The sequence below is a fragment of the Aminobacter sp. MDW-2 genome, assembly GCF_014250155.1.
Taxonomy (GTDB): domain Bacteria; phylum Pseudomonadota; class Alphaproteobacteria; order Rhizobiales; family Rhizobiaceae; genus Aminobacter; species Aminobacter ciceronei.
The window spans coordinates 414271-431066 of record NZ_CP060198.1 but is presented as its reverse complement, the minus strand read 5'-3'; the positions used below and the strand labels follow the sequence as shown (position 1 = coordinate 431066).

Annotated in this window: 16 protein-coding genes, 1 pseudogene and 1 riboswitch; of the genes and pseudogenes, 9 read left to right on the top strand and 8 right to left on the bottom strand. The window is 64.0% G+C overall.

Annotation, left to right across the window (positions count from 1 at the left end):
• Positions 1-18 precede the first annotated feature (18 nt).
• The 7 genes from H5P29_RS30670 to H5P29_RS30640 form a co-directional block, all read right to left on the bottom strand.
• Positions 19-705, bottom strand: coding sequence for an ABC transporter ATP-binding protein (locus tag H5P29_RS30670; RefSeq protein WP_185910442.1), 687 nt, complete (start codon positions 703-705; stop codon positions 19-21).
• Positions 702-1451: an ABC transporter ATP-binding protein gene (locus tag H5P29_RS30665; protein WP_154384310.1), complete on the bottom strand. Its 750-nt coding sequence runs from the start codon at positions 1449-1451 to the stop codon at positions 702-704. The genes H5P29_RS30670 and H5P29_RS30665 overlap by 4 nt, the downstream gene beginning before the upstream one ends.
• Positions 1444-2415, bottom strand: a complete 972-nt coding sequence (locus tag H5P29_RS30660; protein ID WP_154384487.1) for a branched-chain amino acid ABC transporter permease — start codon at positions 2413-2415, stop codon at positions 1444-1446. Before H5P29_RS30660 ends, H5P29_RS30665 begins: the two co-directional genes overlap by 8 nt.
• Positions 2416-2440: 25 nt before the next feature.
• Positions 2441-3361 carry a branched-chain amino acid ABC transporter permease gene (locus H5P29_RS30655; protein WP_067967767.1) on the bottom strand — a complete coding sequence of 307 codons (921 nt, stop codon included), beginning with the start codon at positions 3359-3361 and terminating at the stop codon, positions 2441-2443.
• A gap of 262 nt (positions 3362-3623) precedes the next feature.
• Positions 3624-4760, bottom strand: coding sequence for an ABC transporter substrate-binding protein (locus H5P29_RS30650; RefSeq protein ID WP_154384311.1), 1137 nt, complete (start codon positions 4758-4760; stop codon positions 3624-3626).
• Between the two features lie 44 nt (positions 4761-4804).
• Entirely contained in the window at positions 4805-5641 is an 837-nt protein-coding gene (kynA, locus tag H5P29_RS30645; protein ID WP_083948826.1) for a tryptophan 2,3-dioxygenase, read from the bottom strand.
• The gene (locus H5P29_RS30640; protein WP_154384312.1) at positions 5638-7263 is read right to left on the bottom strand and encodes an AMP-binding protein; all 1626 of its coding nucleotides are present in this window, start codon (positions 7261-7263) and stop codon (positions 5638-5640) included. Before H5P29_RS30640 ends, kynA begins: the two co-directional genes overlap by 4 nt.
• 307 nt (positions 7264-7570) lie before the next feature.
• Here H5P29_RS30640 and H5P29_RS30635 point away from each other — a divergent pair, with 307 nt between their 5' ends.
• The 9 genes and pseudogenes from H5P29_RS30635 to H5P29_RS30595 all read left to right on the top strand — a co-directional run bounded on the left by H5P29_RS30635 (position 7571) and on the right by H5P29_RS30595 (position 15853).
• Complete coding sequence (locus H5P29_RS30635; RefSeq protein WP_154384313.1) at positions 7571-8398, top strand: alpha/beta hydrolase; 828 nt, start codon at positions 7571-7573, stop codon at positions 8396-8398.
• 280 nt (positions 8399-8678) lie between these two features.
• A riboswitch (cobalamin riboswitch) is annotated at positions 8679-8881 on the top strand.
• 179 nt (positions 8882-9060) lie between these two features.
• Positions 9061-10920 (top strand): TonB-dependent receptor domain-containing protein, encoded by a 1860-nt coding sequence (locus H5P29_RS30630; protein WP_154384314.1) that lies wholly within the window; start codon positions 9061-9063, stop codon positions 10918-10920.
• Positions 10921-10931: 11 nt separating this feature from the next.
• Positions 10932-11792, top strand: coding sequence for an ABC transporter substrate-binding protein (locus tag H5P29_RS30625; protein WP_154384315.1), 861 nt, complete (start codon positions 10932-10934; stop codon positions 11790-11792).
• Between the two features lie 5 nt (positions 11793-11797).
• Entirely contained in the window at positions 11798-12790 is a 993-nt protein-coding gene (locus H5P29_RS30620) for an iron ABC transporter permease (protein ID WP_154384488.1), read from the top strand.
• Positions 12787-13581, top strand: coding sequence for an ABC transporter ATP-binding protein (locus H5P29_RS30615; RefSeq protein WP_185910451.1), 795 nt, complete (start codon positions 12787-12789; stop codon positions 13579-13581). Before H5P29_RS30620 ends, H5P29_RS30615 begins: the two co-directional genes overlap by 4 nt.
• A pseudogene (locus tag H5P29_RS33020) lies at positions 13578-14605 on the top strand (hypothetical protein). The gene H5P29_RS30615 and the pseudogene H5P29_RS33020 overlap by 4 nt, the downstream one beginning before the upstream one ends.
• Before the next feature lie 295 nt (positions 14606-14900).
• Positions 14901-15143 (top strand): hypothetical protein, encoded by a 243-nt coding sequence (locus H5P29_RS30605; RefSeq protein ID WP_154384317.1) that lies wholly within the window; start codon positions 14901-14903, stop codon positions 15141-15143.
• On the top strand, positions 15140-15484 hold the full coding sequence (locus H5P29_RS30600) for a hypothetical protein (protein ID WP_067967796.1): 345 nt from the start codon (positions 15140-15142) through the stop codon (positions 15482-15484). Before H5P29_RS30605 ends, H5P29_RS30600 begins: the two co-directional genes overlap by 4 nt.
• 57 nt (positions 15485-15541) lie before the next feature.
• Entirely contained in the window at positions 15542-15853 is a 312-nt protein-coding gene (locus H5P29_RS30595) for a hypothetical protein (protein WP_154384318.1), read from the top strand.
• 36 nt (positions 15854-15889) lie between these two features.
• Here H5P29_RS30595 and H5P29_RS30590 read toward each other — a convergent pair whose 3' ends face one another.
• On the bottom strand, positions 15890-16732 hold the full coding sequence (locus H5P29_RS30590; protein WP_154384319.1) for a LysR family transcriptional regulator: 843 nt from the start codon (positions 16730-16732) through the stop codon (positions 15890-15892).
• Positions 16733-16796: the final 64 nt, after the last annotated feature.

The window sequence follows — 16796 nt, the reverse complement described above, 5'->3', positions numbered from 1 at the left end:
GGCAGATGCCGCCCTTTTTCATACACCGAGATAGCGGTCCTGGATGTCAGGCGTCAGCCGGTCCGGCGTGCCTTCGAATACGGTCACGCCCTTCTCCAGCACGAAGCAGCGGTCGGCAACCGGCAGCAGTTCCGACAGCGTCTTGTCGACCACCAGGATCGACTGACCCGCATCCTTGAGCTTGCGGATCGCCGCCCAGATGTCCTGACGGATCACCGGTGCAAGACCCTCGGTCGCCTCGTCCAGAATGAGCAGGCTGGGATTGGTCATCAGCGCGCGGCCAATCGCCAGCATCTGCTGTTCGCCGCCCGAGAGCGTGTTGGCATACTGGTCGCGTCGTTCGCCGAGGCGTGGAAACAGGTCGACGACTTTTTCCAGCGTCCACTCGCTGCCACGCGCTGCGGCAAGCAGGTTTTCCAGAACGGTCAGGTTGGGAAAGCAGCGCCGTCCCTCGGGCACCAGACCCAGGCCGAGGCGGGCGATGCGATGCGGGCGCATGCCGGCTACCTGGCGGCCGGCGAAGCTGATTGCACCGGAGCGCGGCTTCGCCAGGCCGAGAATGGAATTGATCGTCGTCGTCTTGCCCATGCCGTTGCGGCCCATGAGCGCCACGACTTCGCCCTCCTTGACGTCGAGCGAGACGCCGAACAACGCCTGCGATGCGCCGTAGAAGGTTTCGACGCCTTTGAGTTCGAGCAGGCTCACGCGGCTTCTCCGAGATAGGCCCGGCGGACTTCGGGGTCGTTGCGGATCTGGTCGACAGTGCCGGTGGCGATGACGCTGCCATAGACAAGCACGGAGATTCGGTCGGCGAGGGCGAAGACGGCATCCATGTCGTGCTCGACCAGCAGGATCGGCGCTTCATGGCGCAGGTCGTCGAGGAACCTGGTCAGCGCCTTCGAGCCCTCGGGACCCATGCCGGCCATCGGTTCGTCGAACAGGAAGGCCTTGGAGCCGAGCGCCAGCGCAATTGCGATCTCGAGCTGACGGCGTTCGCCATGCGACAGCTCGGCAGCGGGCAGGTGGGCGCGTCCGGCGAGACCGACGCGCTCCAGCATCGCCATTGCCGGTTCGGTCAGGCTCTTGTCGTTCATGACAGGGCGGAAGAAGCGGAAGCTCGTGCCCTGGCGTGCCTGCACCGCCAGCATGACGTTGCGCAGGGCGGAAAACTCCTGCGCCAGCGACGAGATCTGAAAGCTGCGGCCGAGGCCGAGACGGGCGCGCGCGGCCATGTCGAGCCCGGCCATGTCCTGGCCGAGAAAGCGGATGCTGCCGCTGTCCGGCCGGAACGAGCCGGAGATCTGGTGGATCAGCGTGCTCTTGCCGGCGCCGTTAGGCCCGATCAGCGCGTGGATCTCGCCGGGCCTAAGTTCAAGGCTGACGCCATCTGTCGCCTTCAGGGCGCCGAAGGTCTTGCGGAGGTCGCGGATTTCGAGGATCGGCTCAGCCATGACGCGCCTTTCCGGCCAGCAGACCGAGCAGCCCGCCGCGGGCAAATAGAACGACACCGAGCAGGATCAACCCAAGGAAGAACTGCCAGCGTTCGGTGATGCCGCCAAGGGCGAATTCGAACAGGACATAGAGCATGGCCCCGGCGACGGGTCCGAACAACCGGCCCTTGCCACCCAGGATGATCAGCACGATCAGTTCGCCCGACATATGCCAGGACAGCATGGAGGGGCTGACGAATTTGTTGAGGTCGGCAAACAGCGCCCCGGCGAGGCCGGTGACCATTGCCGAGATAGCAAAGGCAACCAGCCTGATGTTGAATGGAGCGATGCCGACAGCGGACAGCCGCGTTGCGTTCTGCCGGGCCGCCTGCAACGCCGCGCCGAAGCGCGAGCCGCGCAGCAGCCAGAACAGACCGAGCGCCAGCATCAGAACTGCATAGCAGATCAGGAAATAGGACAGCGGCTGGGCGGTGTTCACACCGGGGAATTCGTTGCGCACATAGATCGAAAGCCCGTCCTCGCCACCATAGGACGGCCAGGACACGGCGAAATAGTAGATCATCTGCGCGAAGGCGAGCGTGATCATGATGAAGTAGACGCCGGTGGTGCGCAGGCTGATGGCGCCGATCGGCAAGGCGATCAGGCCGCAGACGGCAGTCGCGACAAGCCAGATGACGGGCATCGACGCGGTGCCGGGGATGCCGGCGAACAGCGGCACGCCGTCAAAGGCATGGGTGGCGAGGATGCCGGCTGCATAGCCGCCGAGGCCGAAGAAGGCGGCGTGGCCAAACGACACCAGCCCGCCAAGGCCAAGTGCGATGTTGAGGCCGACGGCGGCGAGCGCCAGGATGGCGATGCGCGTTGCGAGTGTGATGTAGAACGGCTCACCCATCGTCTGCGCTGCCAGCGGCAAGCCGAGCAAAAGCAGTGCGAGGCTGACGTTGACGATGGTTTCGCGGTTCATGAAGGGGGCGTTGGTCATGACACCCTCACGACTGCGTCGCAAACAGGCCGCTCGGCCTGAAGGCAAGGATGAGTGCCATGACGATGTAGATCAGCATCGAGGCAAGTGCTGCACCTATCGGGCCGGCCTGGGCGGCGGGGATCATCAGGGCCAGAGCCTTGGGCAGCAGGAAACGCCCCATCGTGTCGACGACGCCGACGAGGATGGCGCCGAACAAGGCGCCCTTGATCGAGCCGATGCCACCGATGACGATGACCACGAAAGCAAGGATCAGCGCCGGCTCGCCCATGCCGACCTGCACCGACTGCAATGCACCGACGAGCGCGCCGGCAAGGCCGGCCAGCGCAGCGCCAAGTGCGAAGACGACGGTGTAAAGGGTGCGGATATCGACGCCGAGTGCGGCGATCATCTCGCGGTCGGACTCGCCGGCGCGGATACGCATGCCGAGCCGCGTCCGCGAGATCAGCACATACAGGCCCAGTGCTACCACGACGCCGACGCCGATGATGGCGAGACGGTAGAGCTGGTACTGGCCGCCGCCGGGCAGGGGGACTGCGCCCTGAAGCAGCGGCGGGATGTCGAGATAGAGCGGGAACGAGCCGAACAGCCAGCGCGTACCTTCGGAGAAGATCAGGATCAGCGCGAATGTTGCCAGCACCTGGTCGAGATGGTCGCGGTCGTAGAGGCGGCGTATGACTGTCACTTCGATGATCGCGCCAGCCGCCGCAGCGGCAACGAGGCTTGCCGCCAGGCCGATCCAGAACGAGCCGGTGGCAGCCGCTACCGCAGCACATGCGAAGGCGCCGATCATGTAGAGCGATCCATGGGCGAGGTTGATCAGGCCCATGACGCCGAAGATCAGCGTCAGGCCGGCGGCCATGAGGAACAGCATCACCCCGAGCTGCAGCCCGTTGAGAAGTTGCTCGAGGAGCAGTGCTATGGACAAGGGGACGCTTTCGCTGGCTGGGTGTGTGTTTGGTGGGATAGGGCAAACGCGCCCGCGACTATGTCATCGCTGGCGATGTCGACCCCCACTCCGGGTCTTCGGGCCACCTCTCCCCCGTTCGACGGGGAAGAGGAAGTCCGGCGGCGTTCTGGCTCTTTTCCTCCCCCTTTTGAGGGGGAGAGGTGCCGAGCGCAGCGAGGCGGAGTGGGGGTCGGGCGCTCCGTACAAGGCCGGCCTGCTACGACCAGGCCCCTTATCCATCCTACATCTTGCACTGGTCGGCGTAGGCGTCCTTGTGGTGCTCGAAGGCGGTGGCGACGATCTTGTTGGTCAGCACGTCGCCTTCCTTGATCACTTCGCGCACGTAGATGTTCTGCACCGGGTGGTTGTTGGTGTTGAAGGTGAACCCGCCGCGCACCGACTTGAAATCGGCGGCCTTGAGTGCTGCGCGGAAGGCATCCTTGTCCTTGACGCTGGCCTTGCCGAGCGCCGAGAGGATCAGGTTTGCCGTATCCCAGCTCTGGGCGGCATAGACCGAGGGCAAGCGCTTGTATTCGGCCTGGAAGGCCTCGACGAACTGCTTGTTGGCCTCGTTGTCGAGATCCTTGGACCAGCTCGCCGAGTTCTTGACGCCGAGGGCTGCGTCGCCGACCGCCGGCAGTATGTCCTGGTCGAAGGAGAAGCCCGGGCCCATGACCGGAATGTTCACGCCCGACTGGGCGTACTGCTTCATGAACGAGATGCCCATGCCGCCGGGCAGGAAGAAGAACACCGAGTCGGCGCCGGAATCGCGGATCTGGGCGATCTCGGCAGCGTAGTCGGTCTGGCCGACCTGGGTGTAGACTTCGCCGGCCAACTCGCCCTTGTAATAGCGCTTGAAGCCGGTCAGCGAATCCTTGCCGGCCGGATAGTTGGGCGCGAGGATGAAGGTCTTCTTGTAGTCCTTGTTGGCGTACTGGCCCATCGCCTCGTGGAAATTGTCGTTCTGGTAGGCGACGTTGAAATAATTCTTGTTGCACTTGGCGCCGGCGAGCGCCGACGGGCCGGCGTTGGGCGACAGGTAGATGACGTCCTGCGCCACAGCGTTAGGCACCACGGCCATTGCGAGGTTCGACCAGATGATGCCGGTCAACAGGTCGACCTTGTCGCTCTGGATCATTTTTTCGGCGAGCTGGACGGCGATCTCGGGCTTCTGGGCATCGTCCTCGACGACCAGTTCGACATCCTTGTTGCCGGACTGCTTCATGGCCAGCGCAAACGCGTCGCGCATGTCGACGCCGAGGCCCGCACCGCCGCCCGAAAGCGTGGTGATGACGCCGATCTTCACCGGTTCGGCATAGGCAAGGCCGGATGCCGCCAACGATAGGCCGAAAATTCCTGCCGCAATGATTTTCTTCATTAGGTTACTCCTCCCAAGTGTTCCCGATTATTTGATTTGAAGTCCTAGAGCCGGGTGCGAACTTTCCAGAGTTCGGGAAACAGTTCAACCTCCAGCATCTTCTTCAGATACGAGGCGCCAGACGTGCCGCCGGTGCCGCGTTTCATACCGATGATGCGCTCGACCGTGGTGACATGGTTGAAGCGCCAGCGCCGGAAGTAATCCTCGAAATCGACAAGCTTCTCGGCCAGCTCGTAGAACATCCAGTAGCGTTGCGGATCGCGATAGATCGCCTGCCAGGCGACGAGCACTTCTTCGCTTTCGCTGCGCGTTTCGCGCCAGTCGGTGCGCTTGCCGTCGGCGCCGATATCGAAGCCGTTGCGACCAAGCAGCAGGATCGCCTCGTCATAGAGCGAAGGCTGGGCGAGAACCGCCTCGAGCTTTTCGCTGAGTTCGGGCTGGTGGGCGTGCGGGCGCAACATGGCTGTGTTGCGGTTGCCGGCCATGAACTCGATGGCGCGATACTGCCAGGACTGGAAACCCGAGGACTGCCCGAGCGAGTCGCGAAATTCGGTGTATTCGCTCGGCGTCATCGTCCTGAGCACATCCCAGGCGCTGTTGAGCTGCTCGAAGATGCGCGACACGCGGGTCAGCATCTTGAACGAGGGCTCAAGCTTGTCGGCACGAATCGAGCGGATCGCCGAGCCGATCTCGTGCAAAGCGAGCTTCATCCACAGCTCGGACGTCTGATGCTGGATGATGAACAGCATCTCGTCATGGGCGGTCGACAGCGGCGCCTGAGCGTCGAGGATCTTTTCGAGATGCAGATAATCGCTGTAGGACATGCGGTCCTTGAACGACATCTGCGCGCCCTCGACGGAGGGATCGTAAGGCTTGCTCAATTCATCTTCTCCGCACGCAACCGGAAACGCTGGATCTTGCCGGTCTGGGTCTTGGGCAGGGCGTCGATGAACTTCACCGAGCGCGGGTATTTGTAAGGCGCGATCGTCGCCTTGACGTGATCCTGAAGGCGCTTGACGGTCGCGGCGTCGGCGGCGACGCCGGCAACCAGCACGACATAGGCCTCGACGATCTGGCCGCGTTCGCTGTCAGCCGCGCCGATGACGGCGCATTCGGCGACTTCGGGGTGCGAAAACAGGGCGGCTTCAACCTCGGGACCGGCGATGTTGTAGCCGGCGCTGACGATCATGTCGTCGGAACGCGCGGCGAAGTGGAAGAAGCCGTCGGTGTCCTGGATGAAGGCATCGCCGGTCAGGTTCCAGCCGTCGCGGACATATTCGAGCTGCCTGTCATCGGACATGTAGCGGCAGCCTGTCGGGCCACGCACGGCAAGCTTGCCGACAGTGCCGCGTGGCACCTCGTTCATGTCGCCGTCGACGACCCGCGCTTCATAGCCGCCGACCGGCTTGCCGGTGGAGGCGGGTTTCATGTCCTCGAAGCGGTTGGAGATGAAGATATGCAGCATCTCGGTGGCGCCGATGCCGTCGAGGATCGGCTTGCCCGTCTTGGCCAGCCATTCCTCGAACACCGGTCCGGGCAAGGTCTCGCCGGCAGAGACCGCGACGCGCAGCGACGACAGGTCGGCGCCTTCGTCCATGGCCTTCAGCATGGCGCGATAGGCGGTCGGCGCGGTGAACGAGATCGTCGCCTTGTAGGTCTCGATGATGTGGATCATGTTCGGCGGCGTTGCCTGCTCGAGCAGGGTCGCGGCCGCGCCGAAGCGCAATGGGAAAATGGCCAGGCCGCCAAGACCGAAGGTGAAGGCCAGCGGCGGCGAGCCGACGAAGACGTCGTCGGAGGTGACCGAAAGCACCTCCTTGGCATAGGCGTCGGCGATGATCAGCAGGTCGCGATGAAAATGCATCGTCGCTTTCGGCACGCCCGTGGTGCCCGAGGTGAAGCCGAGCAGGGCGACGTCGTCGCGGCCGGTCTTGACCGCTTCGAAGATGACGGATTTGTCGAGCGCGACCCGGTCGAGTTCGGCGTCATGGTTGGCGGTGCCGTCGAAGCCGATCACCTTGGTCAGGAAGGCGCTGTCCTTGGCGCAGGCGATCATCTCGTCCATCAGGCGCGTATCGCACAGCGCAATCGTGATCTCTGCCTTGTCGACGATCTTGGCGAGCTCTCCGGCGCGCAGCATCGGCATGGTGTTGACGACGACAGCACCTGCCTTGGTCGCGGCCAGCCAGCAGGCGACCATGGCCGGGTTGTTGGCCGAGCGGATCAGCACCCGATTGCCGGGCTTGACGCCGTAGTTCTCGACCAGCGCATGCGCCAGCCGGTTGGTCCAGTCGGACAGCTCCTTGTAAGTGCGGCGGCGGCCATTGCCGATCAGGGCGGTGTGGTCGCCCAGGCCTTTTTCGACCAGGCGATCGGTCAGCTCGACGGCGGCATTGAGATGCTCGGGATAGTCGAAGCCATCGAGTAGAAACGCCGGCCACTGCTCCTGAGGTGGCAGGTTATCGCGCGTGAAGGTGTCGATATGCGCTGACGGTCCAAGCATTCTGCGGCTGTCCCCTACCTGCTCATCGGCATGGCGGACGCCATGCGTGCGTTGGAATGCGTTACTTCGGGGGAAGGTGCTGCGCCGCAACAGGTAGCCGTTCGGCACAGGCCGCGACTATGCGCGATCGACATGCGATCGGCGTCTGGCACAGCGAGACCTCCCACGTTCTCGACTGATGGCTGAGAATTGCACCGGACCAAAATTATTTCAAGCATAAAGTTTCTGCCGCTGGCCCATTGACGCAATCCGGCACGCTGGCCATTGCTATGCGCCTGAATTGCTGCCGCCTTGGAAGGATGCCCGCATGCTCGAACGCCGTATCGCCGATTGGGACAACGCCTACAGCAATGGCGCCAACATCGCCGGTGGCGATCGTTGGCCTGCTGCATGGGTGGAACCGGCACAGACGTTTCGCGACGCCCTGTCGGCAGATGGGAGAGCGCAGTTCGACATCGCCTATGGTGACAGGCCGCGCAACCTGCTTGACCTGTTCCTGCCTGAAGGCACGCCGAAGGGGCTCGTCGTCTTCGTCCATGGCGGTTACTGGATGGCGCTCGACAAGAGCTACTGGTCGCATCTCGCCAAGGGTTCCATCGACAGCGGCTACGCGGTGGCGATGCCGTCCTACAGCTTGTGCCCGGAAGTCAGGATCGGCGATATCGTGCGCGAGGTCGGTGCGGCGATCGGCAAGGCAGCCGCGTTGGTCGAAGGCCCGATCATGCTGACCGGACATTCCGCCGGCGGACACCTCGTGTCGCGCATGGTCGCGGCTGCTTCGCCGCTTGCGCCCGATGTGCAGTCTCGTATCCGTCATGTCGTTTCGCTCTCGGGAGTTCATGATCTCAGGCCGCTGATCAATACCGGCATGAACAAGACGCTCCACATCGACGAGACCGAGGCGCTGGCTGAAAGCCCGGCGCTGCTGCGGCCGATGGACAACGTCCGCATCACCTGCTGGGTCGGCGGTGGCGAGCGCGCCGAGTTCCTGCGCCAGAACGCATTGCTTTCCAATATCTGGACCGGGCTTGGCGCCACCACCGCTACAGTGGTCGAGCCCGACCGGCATCACTTCAGCGTCATCGACGGGCTTGCTGACAAGGATCATGCGCTGACAAGGACCTTGCTCGGCTGAACATGCGCGGATGATACCGACGTGGCCGAAGATGATGTCGATGGCCGTAGCGCGCACATCGTCGGTTCAGTTTCCGCGACCCCGTTGGCAATGTGCTGGTGGCCTCTGTCCACGAGGGGCAGTGCCGTCCAATTGGCGGTCCCATGCAGGGCTTGCCGCGTCCGGGCGATTGCACAAGTTGCCCTGTTTGTCCGTGTCCAATGATCCTATCTAGTTGAAAATCAATATATTTTATGGCCGGTCGCATGATTGCGATTGACAAGCCTCGGCATCCCTGAGTAGCGTCCGCCTCGGAATCGGTTCCGCCGAGAGGCGGATGAAAAGGGAACACGGTGAGGCCGAAGGCCAAATCCGCGACTGCCCCCGCAACTGTAACCGTTGAGCCTCTTCCATCATGCCACTGAACGCATTCGCGCGTTCGGGAAGGCGGAAAAAGGCTGTGACACGGAAGTCAGGAGACCTGCCCGTTCCAGTCACCCATGCTTGTCCACGGGGTGTGGTCAGGCGCGGTCGCTCGTGGCGGTGACATCGAAAGTGTTGCCGCATGCGGAAGGCCGTCGGGTCAATCTTGTCCCAAAGTCTGCCTGCCGACCTGTCTTGCCTGCGGTTTGGAAACCGGGTGCGATCCTTGTCGCGCCCCCCCAAACCATTTGAGGGCAGAAATGCAGAGACTTATCCTGGGCATCGGCGCGATCATGCTGGCCATCCCGGCACCATCCAGCGCGCAGCAGGCGCCCGCTGCAGGCGGCGTGACCGTGCTGCCGCGCCTGGTCGTTACGCCGCTGCGCCGCGAAACCGCGCTTGTTCGCCCGACGTCGTCGGTCACAGTGATCGACGAGGAAGAATTGCGAAAGTCCGCGGCAGCAGATCTGCCGTCGTTGCTGAAGCACTATGCCGGCGTTTCGATCATCGGCTATGGCGGCCAGGGGGCCTCGTCCAATGTCTATCTGCGCGGCATGTCGGCCGGCCAGACGCTGGTGCTGGTCAATGGCGTCCGCAGTTCGTCGGCGACCAGCGGTACGAGCTCGATCTTCAACATTCCGCTGTCGTCGATCGAGCGTATCGAGATCGCCAAGGGACCGCATTCGGCGCAGTATGGCGCCGATGCCATCGGCGGTGTCGTCAACATCATCACCAAACAGGGCGGCCAGTGTGCCGACGGCCGTAACGCCTGCGGCAGCATCACCTCGGGCGTCACGCATCCCTGGGGTGGCTATCTCTCAGGCGATCTGCGCGGACGCACCGAGGACGGCATCGATTACTCCGTCGGTGGCTCCATCCTCGGCACGCGCGGCTACGACTTCACCACGCCGCTGGCCTGGGGACATGAGCCTGACGACGATGGCTTCCTGCAGGGCTCGCTCAACGTCGCAGCCGCCAAGGAGTATGGCTGGGGCCGGCTATATGCCGATGGCCTGTTTGCCCGGGGCCGCAGCCAGTACGATGCCTCCCCGCCTTCCGCCAATGAAGTTGACACCGACACCTTCGCCGGCAGGATCGGCGCACGGGTGAAGCATTCCGACAGCTGGAGCTCGACCGTCGAACTTTCCGGCAACCTCGACTATTCGACCAATGTCCGTGACGGCGTCGTGGGCAGCAGCGAATTCGACACCAGGCGCTACGGCATCTTCGCGTCGACAGAAAAGTCCTTTGAAACAGGTGAAGTCAGGCATGTCCTGACGGGCGGTGCCGAGGCCTATCGCGAGGAGGTGGCTTCGACTGTCGATTTCGGTGTCGGCTCGCGCGACCTCGCGGCGGTGTTCGGCCAGTACTCGCTCGACTATGGCGCGCTGACGATCGACAGCGGTCTGCGCTACGATCACAATGAACAGTTCGGAGGCGCCACCACCTACAACATCGGTGCCAGCTACGAGCTCGTTCCCGAGCTTGTGGCGCGCGCCTCGTACGGCACCGGCTTCCGGGCGCCGACCTTCAGCGACCTCTATTGCCCCGACTACTCCAATCCCAACCTGAAGCCGGAGAAGTCGCGGTCCTATGAGATCGGCATCAACTGGCGTCCAAGTGAGGGGACCGAGCTTGACGTCGCCTTCTACCAGACCTGGCTGACCGACGCGATCGCCTCCAACCCGCCGACCTACCTGCCGTTCAATGTCGCGCGCGCCAAGGTGACCGGTATCGAGGCCAGCCTGTCGCATGCGTTCGACGAGCGCTGGAGTGGCAAGGTTTCGATCGACTACCGCTCGCCGAAGAATGAGGACAACGGCCGCTACATTCCCTATCGCGATCGCTTCAAGGCGGCCGCCGAGGTGAGCTTTGCCGCGACCGACAGCCTCGACCTCACCGCCAAGCTGCTCTACGGCGGGGCGCGCTACGCCAATGCCGCCAACACCGTCAAGCTGCCGGACTATGTGACGGTGGATTTCGCCGCCAACTACACGTTCGACGAGCGGGCGAGCCTGAAGTTTTCGGTCGAGAACCTGTTCGACGAACACTATTCGACCGTCACCAACTATCGCGCGCCGGGCCGAAGCTTCAATCTGAGCTTCACGCGTGTGTTCTGATGCGAGGTAATATGCCCACCAATCGTCTCAGCTGCGCTCGGTTTCGAGCGTGGCTGTCCGCTCTCGCGGGGCTGGCCGCGTTGTCATCAGCGCCGGCAGCCGCCGTGCCGCCGAAACGCGTCGTGTCGATGAATGTCTGCACCGACCAGCTGGCGATGCTTCTGGCGGCCGAGGGGCAGCTGCATTCAGTGTCTTATCTGGCAAGCGATCCCAACACGTCGGTGCTGGCCGATCGGACCAACGGCTTTGTCGTCAATCATGGCCTTGCCGAGGAAGTGTTTCTGATGCAGCCTGACCTGGTGCTCGCCGGAGCCTACACGACACGGACGACGGTTGAGCTGCTGAGGCGCCTCGGCATCCGGGTCGAGGAATTCGCGCCGGACAGCTCCATTGCCGACATCAGGGCCAACATCCTGCGCATGGGAGAGGTCCTGGAGCGGCGCGAAGAAGCGGCAAAACTTGTCGCCGCGCTTGATCGTGGCGTCGCCGAATTGGGCAAGGAAAGCGCCTCGGGCAAGACCGTCGCGACCTACTACGCCAACAGCTACACCTCGGGCACCGGAACGCTCGTCGACGAGATCGTCAAGCTTTCCGGACTGGTCAATATTGCAGACAAGCTCGGGCTCAGCGGCACGGCGCGGTTGCCGCTGGAGATGCTGGTGCTGGCCAAACCAGATTTGGTCGTCGGTGGCGGCGAAGACTATGGCGCCCCGGCACTCGCCCAGGAAAACTTCGTCCACCCGGCCTATCGGGCGGTCTCCGGGCAGGGCAGGGCGGTGGCGGTGCCGTCGCGATACACCATTTGCGGCGCGCCGTTTACACTTGAAGCCGCCCGCCTGCTGCGCGATGCCGCCGAGGGGGACGCCAAGTGAGCGACATGTCCCGCTACAGGCTCGTGCTTGCCGTTCTTGCCATCCTGGCCACCATTCTGTTCCTGCTTTCGCTCACCGTCGGTCCGGCGGGCCTCGGCTTCGGCGACAGCATCGCTGCATTGTTTTCCGACAAGGCCGGCGCCATCGAGCTGATCATGCGTGAGATCCGCCTGCCGCGCGCGCTGCTCGGCCTGATGGTCGGTGCTACACTCGGGCTTTCCGGTGCGGCACTTCAAGGCTATCTGCGCAATCCGCTGGCCGAGCCGGGCCTGATCGGCGTCAGCGCTTCAGCTTCGCTGGGCGCGGTGATCGCCATCTATTCCGGCCTGACGATTGTCTTCCCGCTTGCCTTGCCGCTGGCGGCATTGGCTGCCGCCGTGCTCGCCGTCGTCGTGGTCCAGGCACTTGCCGGCCTGCGCGGCAGCACCTTGACCATCATCCTGGCAGGTGTCGCCGTGTCGAGCTTTGCCGGCGCGATGACTTCGCTGGCGCTCAACCTGTCGCCCAATCCGTTCGCCGCGCTCGAGATTATGTTCTGGATGCTCGGCTCGCTGACCGACAGGTCGATGACCCATGTCTGGCTCGCCTTGCCGTTCATGCTCGTCGGCTGGGCGATGCTTGCGGCCCTGGGACGGGCGCTCGATGCGTTGACACTTGGCAACGAGACGGCAGCGAGCATGGGCATCGACATGCGCCGCGTGCAGTTGCTGGCCGTGTTCGGCACGGCGGCTTCCGTCGGCGCTGCAACGGCGGTGTCGGGCGCCATAGGTTTCGTCGGGCTCGTCATCCCGCACATGCTGAGGCCGCTTGTCGGCGCGCGCCCGTCGTGGCTGCTGCCGGCGAGCGCCCTGGGCGGTGCCTGCATGCTGCTTGCCGCCGACATCCTTGTCCGGCTCGTCGCGCCCGGCCGCGACCTCAAGCTCGGCGTTCTGACCGCAATCGTCGGCGCGCCGTTCTTCCTGTGGCTTGTCTATCGCACGAGAAGGAAGCTTGCCTGATGCTGCTCGATGTTCAAGATCTCAGGGCGTCGCTCGGCGGCCGGCCGGTGCTCAACGGCGTGTCCTTTTCCGTCATGGCGGGTGAGTTTGTCGGCCTGATCGGCCCGAACGGAGCCGGCAAGTCGACCTTGCTGCGCGCATTGCTCGGACTGACACCGGCAGACGGCGCAATCGCGTTGGGTGCGCTCGCCGCCGCTCATGTCTCCGCGAGGGAGCGCGCTCGGCATATGGCCTACGTCGCCCAGGAGCGCGAGATCGCCTGGGCCGTGCCGGTCGAGATGCTGGTCGGCCTCGGTCGCTCGCCCCATCGGCCAAGTTTCGCCTCGCTCGCCCTTGCCGACCGCAACGCCATCGACGCCGCAATGCGCAAGATGGAAGTCGACAGCTTTCGGGACCGCGCTGCGACCGAGCTTTCGGGTGGCGAAAAGGCGCGTGTGCTGATCGCCCGGGCGCTGGCACAAGAGACGCCGCTGCTGCTCGCCGATGAACCGACATCGGGCCTCGACCCGTCGCACCAGATCACGCTGATGCGCCTGTTTGCCGATCTCGCGAGCAGCGGACGAAGCGTCGTGGCTTCGCTGCACGACCTCGGGCTCGCCGCCCGCTGGTGCACCCGACTGCTGCTCATCGACGCCGGCAGGATCGTCGCCGACGGCCCGCCTGATGAAGTGCTGACCGCCCAAACCCTGCGCGACGTCTATGGCGTCGAAGCCTTCTTCGGCGAGACAGCGGGCGGGCTGGTTGTCCAGCCGCTCGATCTCGTTGCCGTCGATACCGGAGCACGACCATGAGTTACCTCGAGCAGTTGCTGCGTCACCACCTGACCGACTGGCGCAGCGGATGGAGCATGGGCACGTTTGGCGCCATTGCCGAGTTCCATCAGGATGACGGCGAGGTTGCGGTGATAGACGACACTCACCTGCTGACCCGGGCTACCCGGCGGAGCGGTATTCGTGTCGATCGCGGCACGTTGAGCGAACTGGTGCCTGTCGCCTACGAGACGCTCAGTCCGAAGCGGCATCGCTGGAGCCAGGCGGTGGCGTTGTGCCTTCCTGAAGCCAAGGCGCGGCGCGGCAGCAGGAGCGTGCTGAGTGAGATCGGGCCGGACGATCACGCGATCCGGGGTATCGACCGCACCGGCATCCTGTTCGACATGGGCCCCAATGCGACTTCTGCATCCGCACCAGCGAGCCAAAGCTGCTGGCCGTCTTGCGCGCCAATCTCGGCCGTTCGCTGTTCGAGCATGGCAATGAGGCGATGCCGGCGATCCTTGCGGTCCATCCGCATCGGATCGCCTTGACCAATATCGGCCGTGTCGAGGTCTACCAGAAGATCGGTGGACCCGACACGGGCGGGGTTTCTCCCGAGGGACCGCATACCCATCATCTGCCGAAGCTTCTGAAGGGAGGCCGCACGCATTCGGCCAACACGCCGATCCCATCTGGCCTGTTGCCAGTCGGCTCGCTGCATCCGGGCAATCCGGTCATCGATCCGCTGGGCAAGGACCGGCCGTTCGACCTGACCCTGCATAGCGAGTTTCAGGAATTGATGAGCCGTTTCGGCACCGCCGAGGCTCTCGCCGGCAAGGCCTATGTCGACGACGCGCTGGAGACGGGCAGGGACCTCGACGCCGGCCAGGCGCCTGCCGGGCGCCATGCCCGGGCTGCGTTGCGTGTCGCGCTGCGACAGAAGGTCCGTCTGGCCGAGTGCCTGGGAGATGAAGCACGCCGCCAAAGGATCACGACCTGGCAAGCCAGCTTCGAGCAATCGGAGCCGGAGGCGGAGGACGACGACGCGCCGGGCCACGCGGCCTAAGGCTTCGGTGCGCAAACTCATGCCCGTCGGCGAAGGCTCCGGCCGTCGCCGACAGAGCAAAATTCGGGGCCAAACTAAACTTGATAATTATAGTCATGTTTTGTATGATCCGGTTGTGCTCGGGACAGGACGGCCGCAACGGCCACCGTCGGCACGATGGGTCCAGGTCGTGGCAATAGCTCTTTCGGCGATGAATGTTGGGACGCATCGGATCAGCAGGCTGGGTCTGCGTACGACCAGCCAAGCTGTCGAACTGACGCGGGCCGAGCTTCATCAATTGGTCTGGTCACGGCCGATGACCGAGATCGCCGTGCAGCTTGGCGTGCGCGACCAGCAGGTGGCGCAGGCCTGCGATCGTCATGACATAGCTCGCCCACAACCTGGGCACTGGCAGAAACTGCAATACGGCAAGGGTGTCGAGCCCAAGCCGCTTTCGACAGACTCCTATGCTGCGGAAGAGCCGGTCGTCATCGCTGGCCGCGAGACTTTTCCACGCATCCGCGACAACGAGCTTGCGCCAGGGGTCAGCAGGTCATGATGCATGTCAACCCCTTCAAGGATGCCGGCGAGGCGCAGGGCGATGGGATGCGCCGATATCGCGAGACGTTCGCCGAGGTCGAAGCGCTGGGCGCCCAGGTTCGCCGGGCAAGGCGTCAGGCTGATCTGAGCCTGAAGCGCGTCAATGCCGTGCCGGAACCCCACAGTGTGGGCAATGCCGTTTTCGCGGTTGAGCTGGAGCGCCACCGCGCCGACCGCGAGACGATGTTCGAGGCGATGCGCAAGCTAGACGCAGCGCGCCGGGCGCTGCGGGCAATCGCCTCCGATTTCGTCTTGGATCAGGACAAGACCGCCGCGGCAGATCTACGCCGTCCTGCCTGAGGCAGGGCCGGACTGTCGCGGGACAACATATCAGATGGAGACTATCGAGTGTCAAAGATGGCCGAGATCGAACGCCGCAGTGAAGAGGCGTCGGCGCATATCCGCGCAACGATCATGAATGAGTTTTGCGAAGTCATGCACAAGACAGGCCTGTCTCCGATTGCGGTGATGCGGCTAGCCGCGCAGGCGGTCGGGTCGATCTATCGCGAAGTGGCCGACGTTCATGCCTGCCCCGATGGCTGCCCTTGCGGCTGGCGGCCGCATGAAGTGTCCGACATCGAGGTTCTTGGTGCTGCCCTTGCGGCCGCGTGCCGGCAACATCGGCGCAGTCACGATCTGCGGTTGATGCGGGTCATCGGCAGCGCATGACCCGCGTTGCGGGCGCCCCTGCCTTGGGGCGCTCCTTTACCGGACAGTCTGCCTCAGCCCAGCCAGCGCCTCCTGCACATCGGCTCGTGCTTCGTTGGCTTCGGGCCAGACGGCGTAGACCGGATAGGTAAATTCGGGCGCGCCTTCGACGGTTTCCAGCTCGCCCGCGGCGATCAGCGGGGCAACCACGCCCTTGCGGAAGTAGCCCGTTCCGCCGGCGCGCAGGATGTAGCTCAGGCCGAGCGGGCCGAGACCGACGACAAGTCCGGGCTCGCCAAACGCGGTCGAGCTGGCATCGTGCTGGGCGGCGAACAGCGGCCCCCAGTCGACATAGACATAGGTGTCGGCCTCCGGCCTGCCATTGCCGGGCAAGGTCCTGACCAGCACGAGCTGCTCTTCCTGGAGGATCTCGACCTTGAAGCCGGGCAAAAGCTTCGGCGCATAGAGCACGGCGATGTCGAGCACCCCGTTCCTGAGCTGGTCGAGCAACTGGTCCGGCACGCCGACATGGGCGTGAACGGCAATCTCGGGCCTGGCTTTCTTCATCCACACCAGCCAGTCGAGCAGCAGCGGGTTCCACAGGCTGAGCTCGCCTCCGAGCGCGACGACGCTTGTCCGCCCGGAGGGGATAGCCAGCTGGTAGCGGGCGCGCTCCCAGATCTGGACGAAGGATTGGGCGAAGCGCTCGAACTCGCGGCCGGCCGGGGTCAGTTGCGCGCCGTTGCGATTGCGAACGAACAGTTGGCGGCCGAGCTCGTCCTCGAGCGTACGGATGCGGGCGCTGACGGTCGTCTGGGTGACATGGAGCCGGTCGGCGGCCCTGAGGAAGCTGCCGCAATGAACGATCTCGAGAAACGTGCGGGCGCGGTCGATATCCATACGCCATTAGTGCAAAAAAATTGCATCAATGCAGCATTTAAATCCGTTTGCCTTTCGGAGTGAC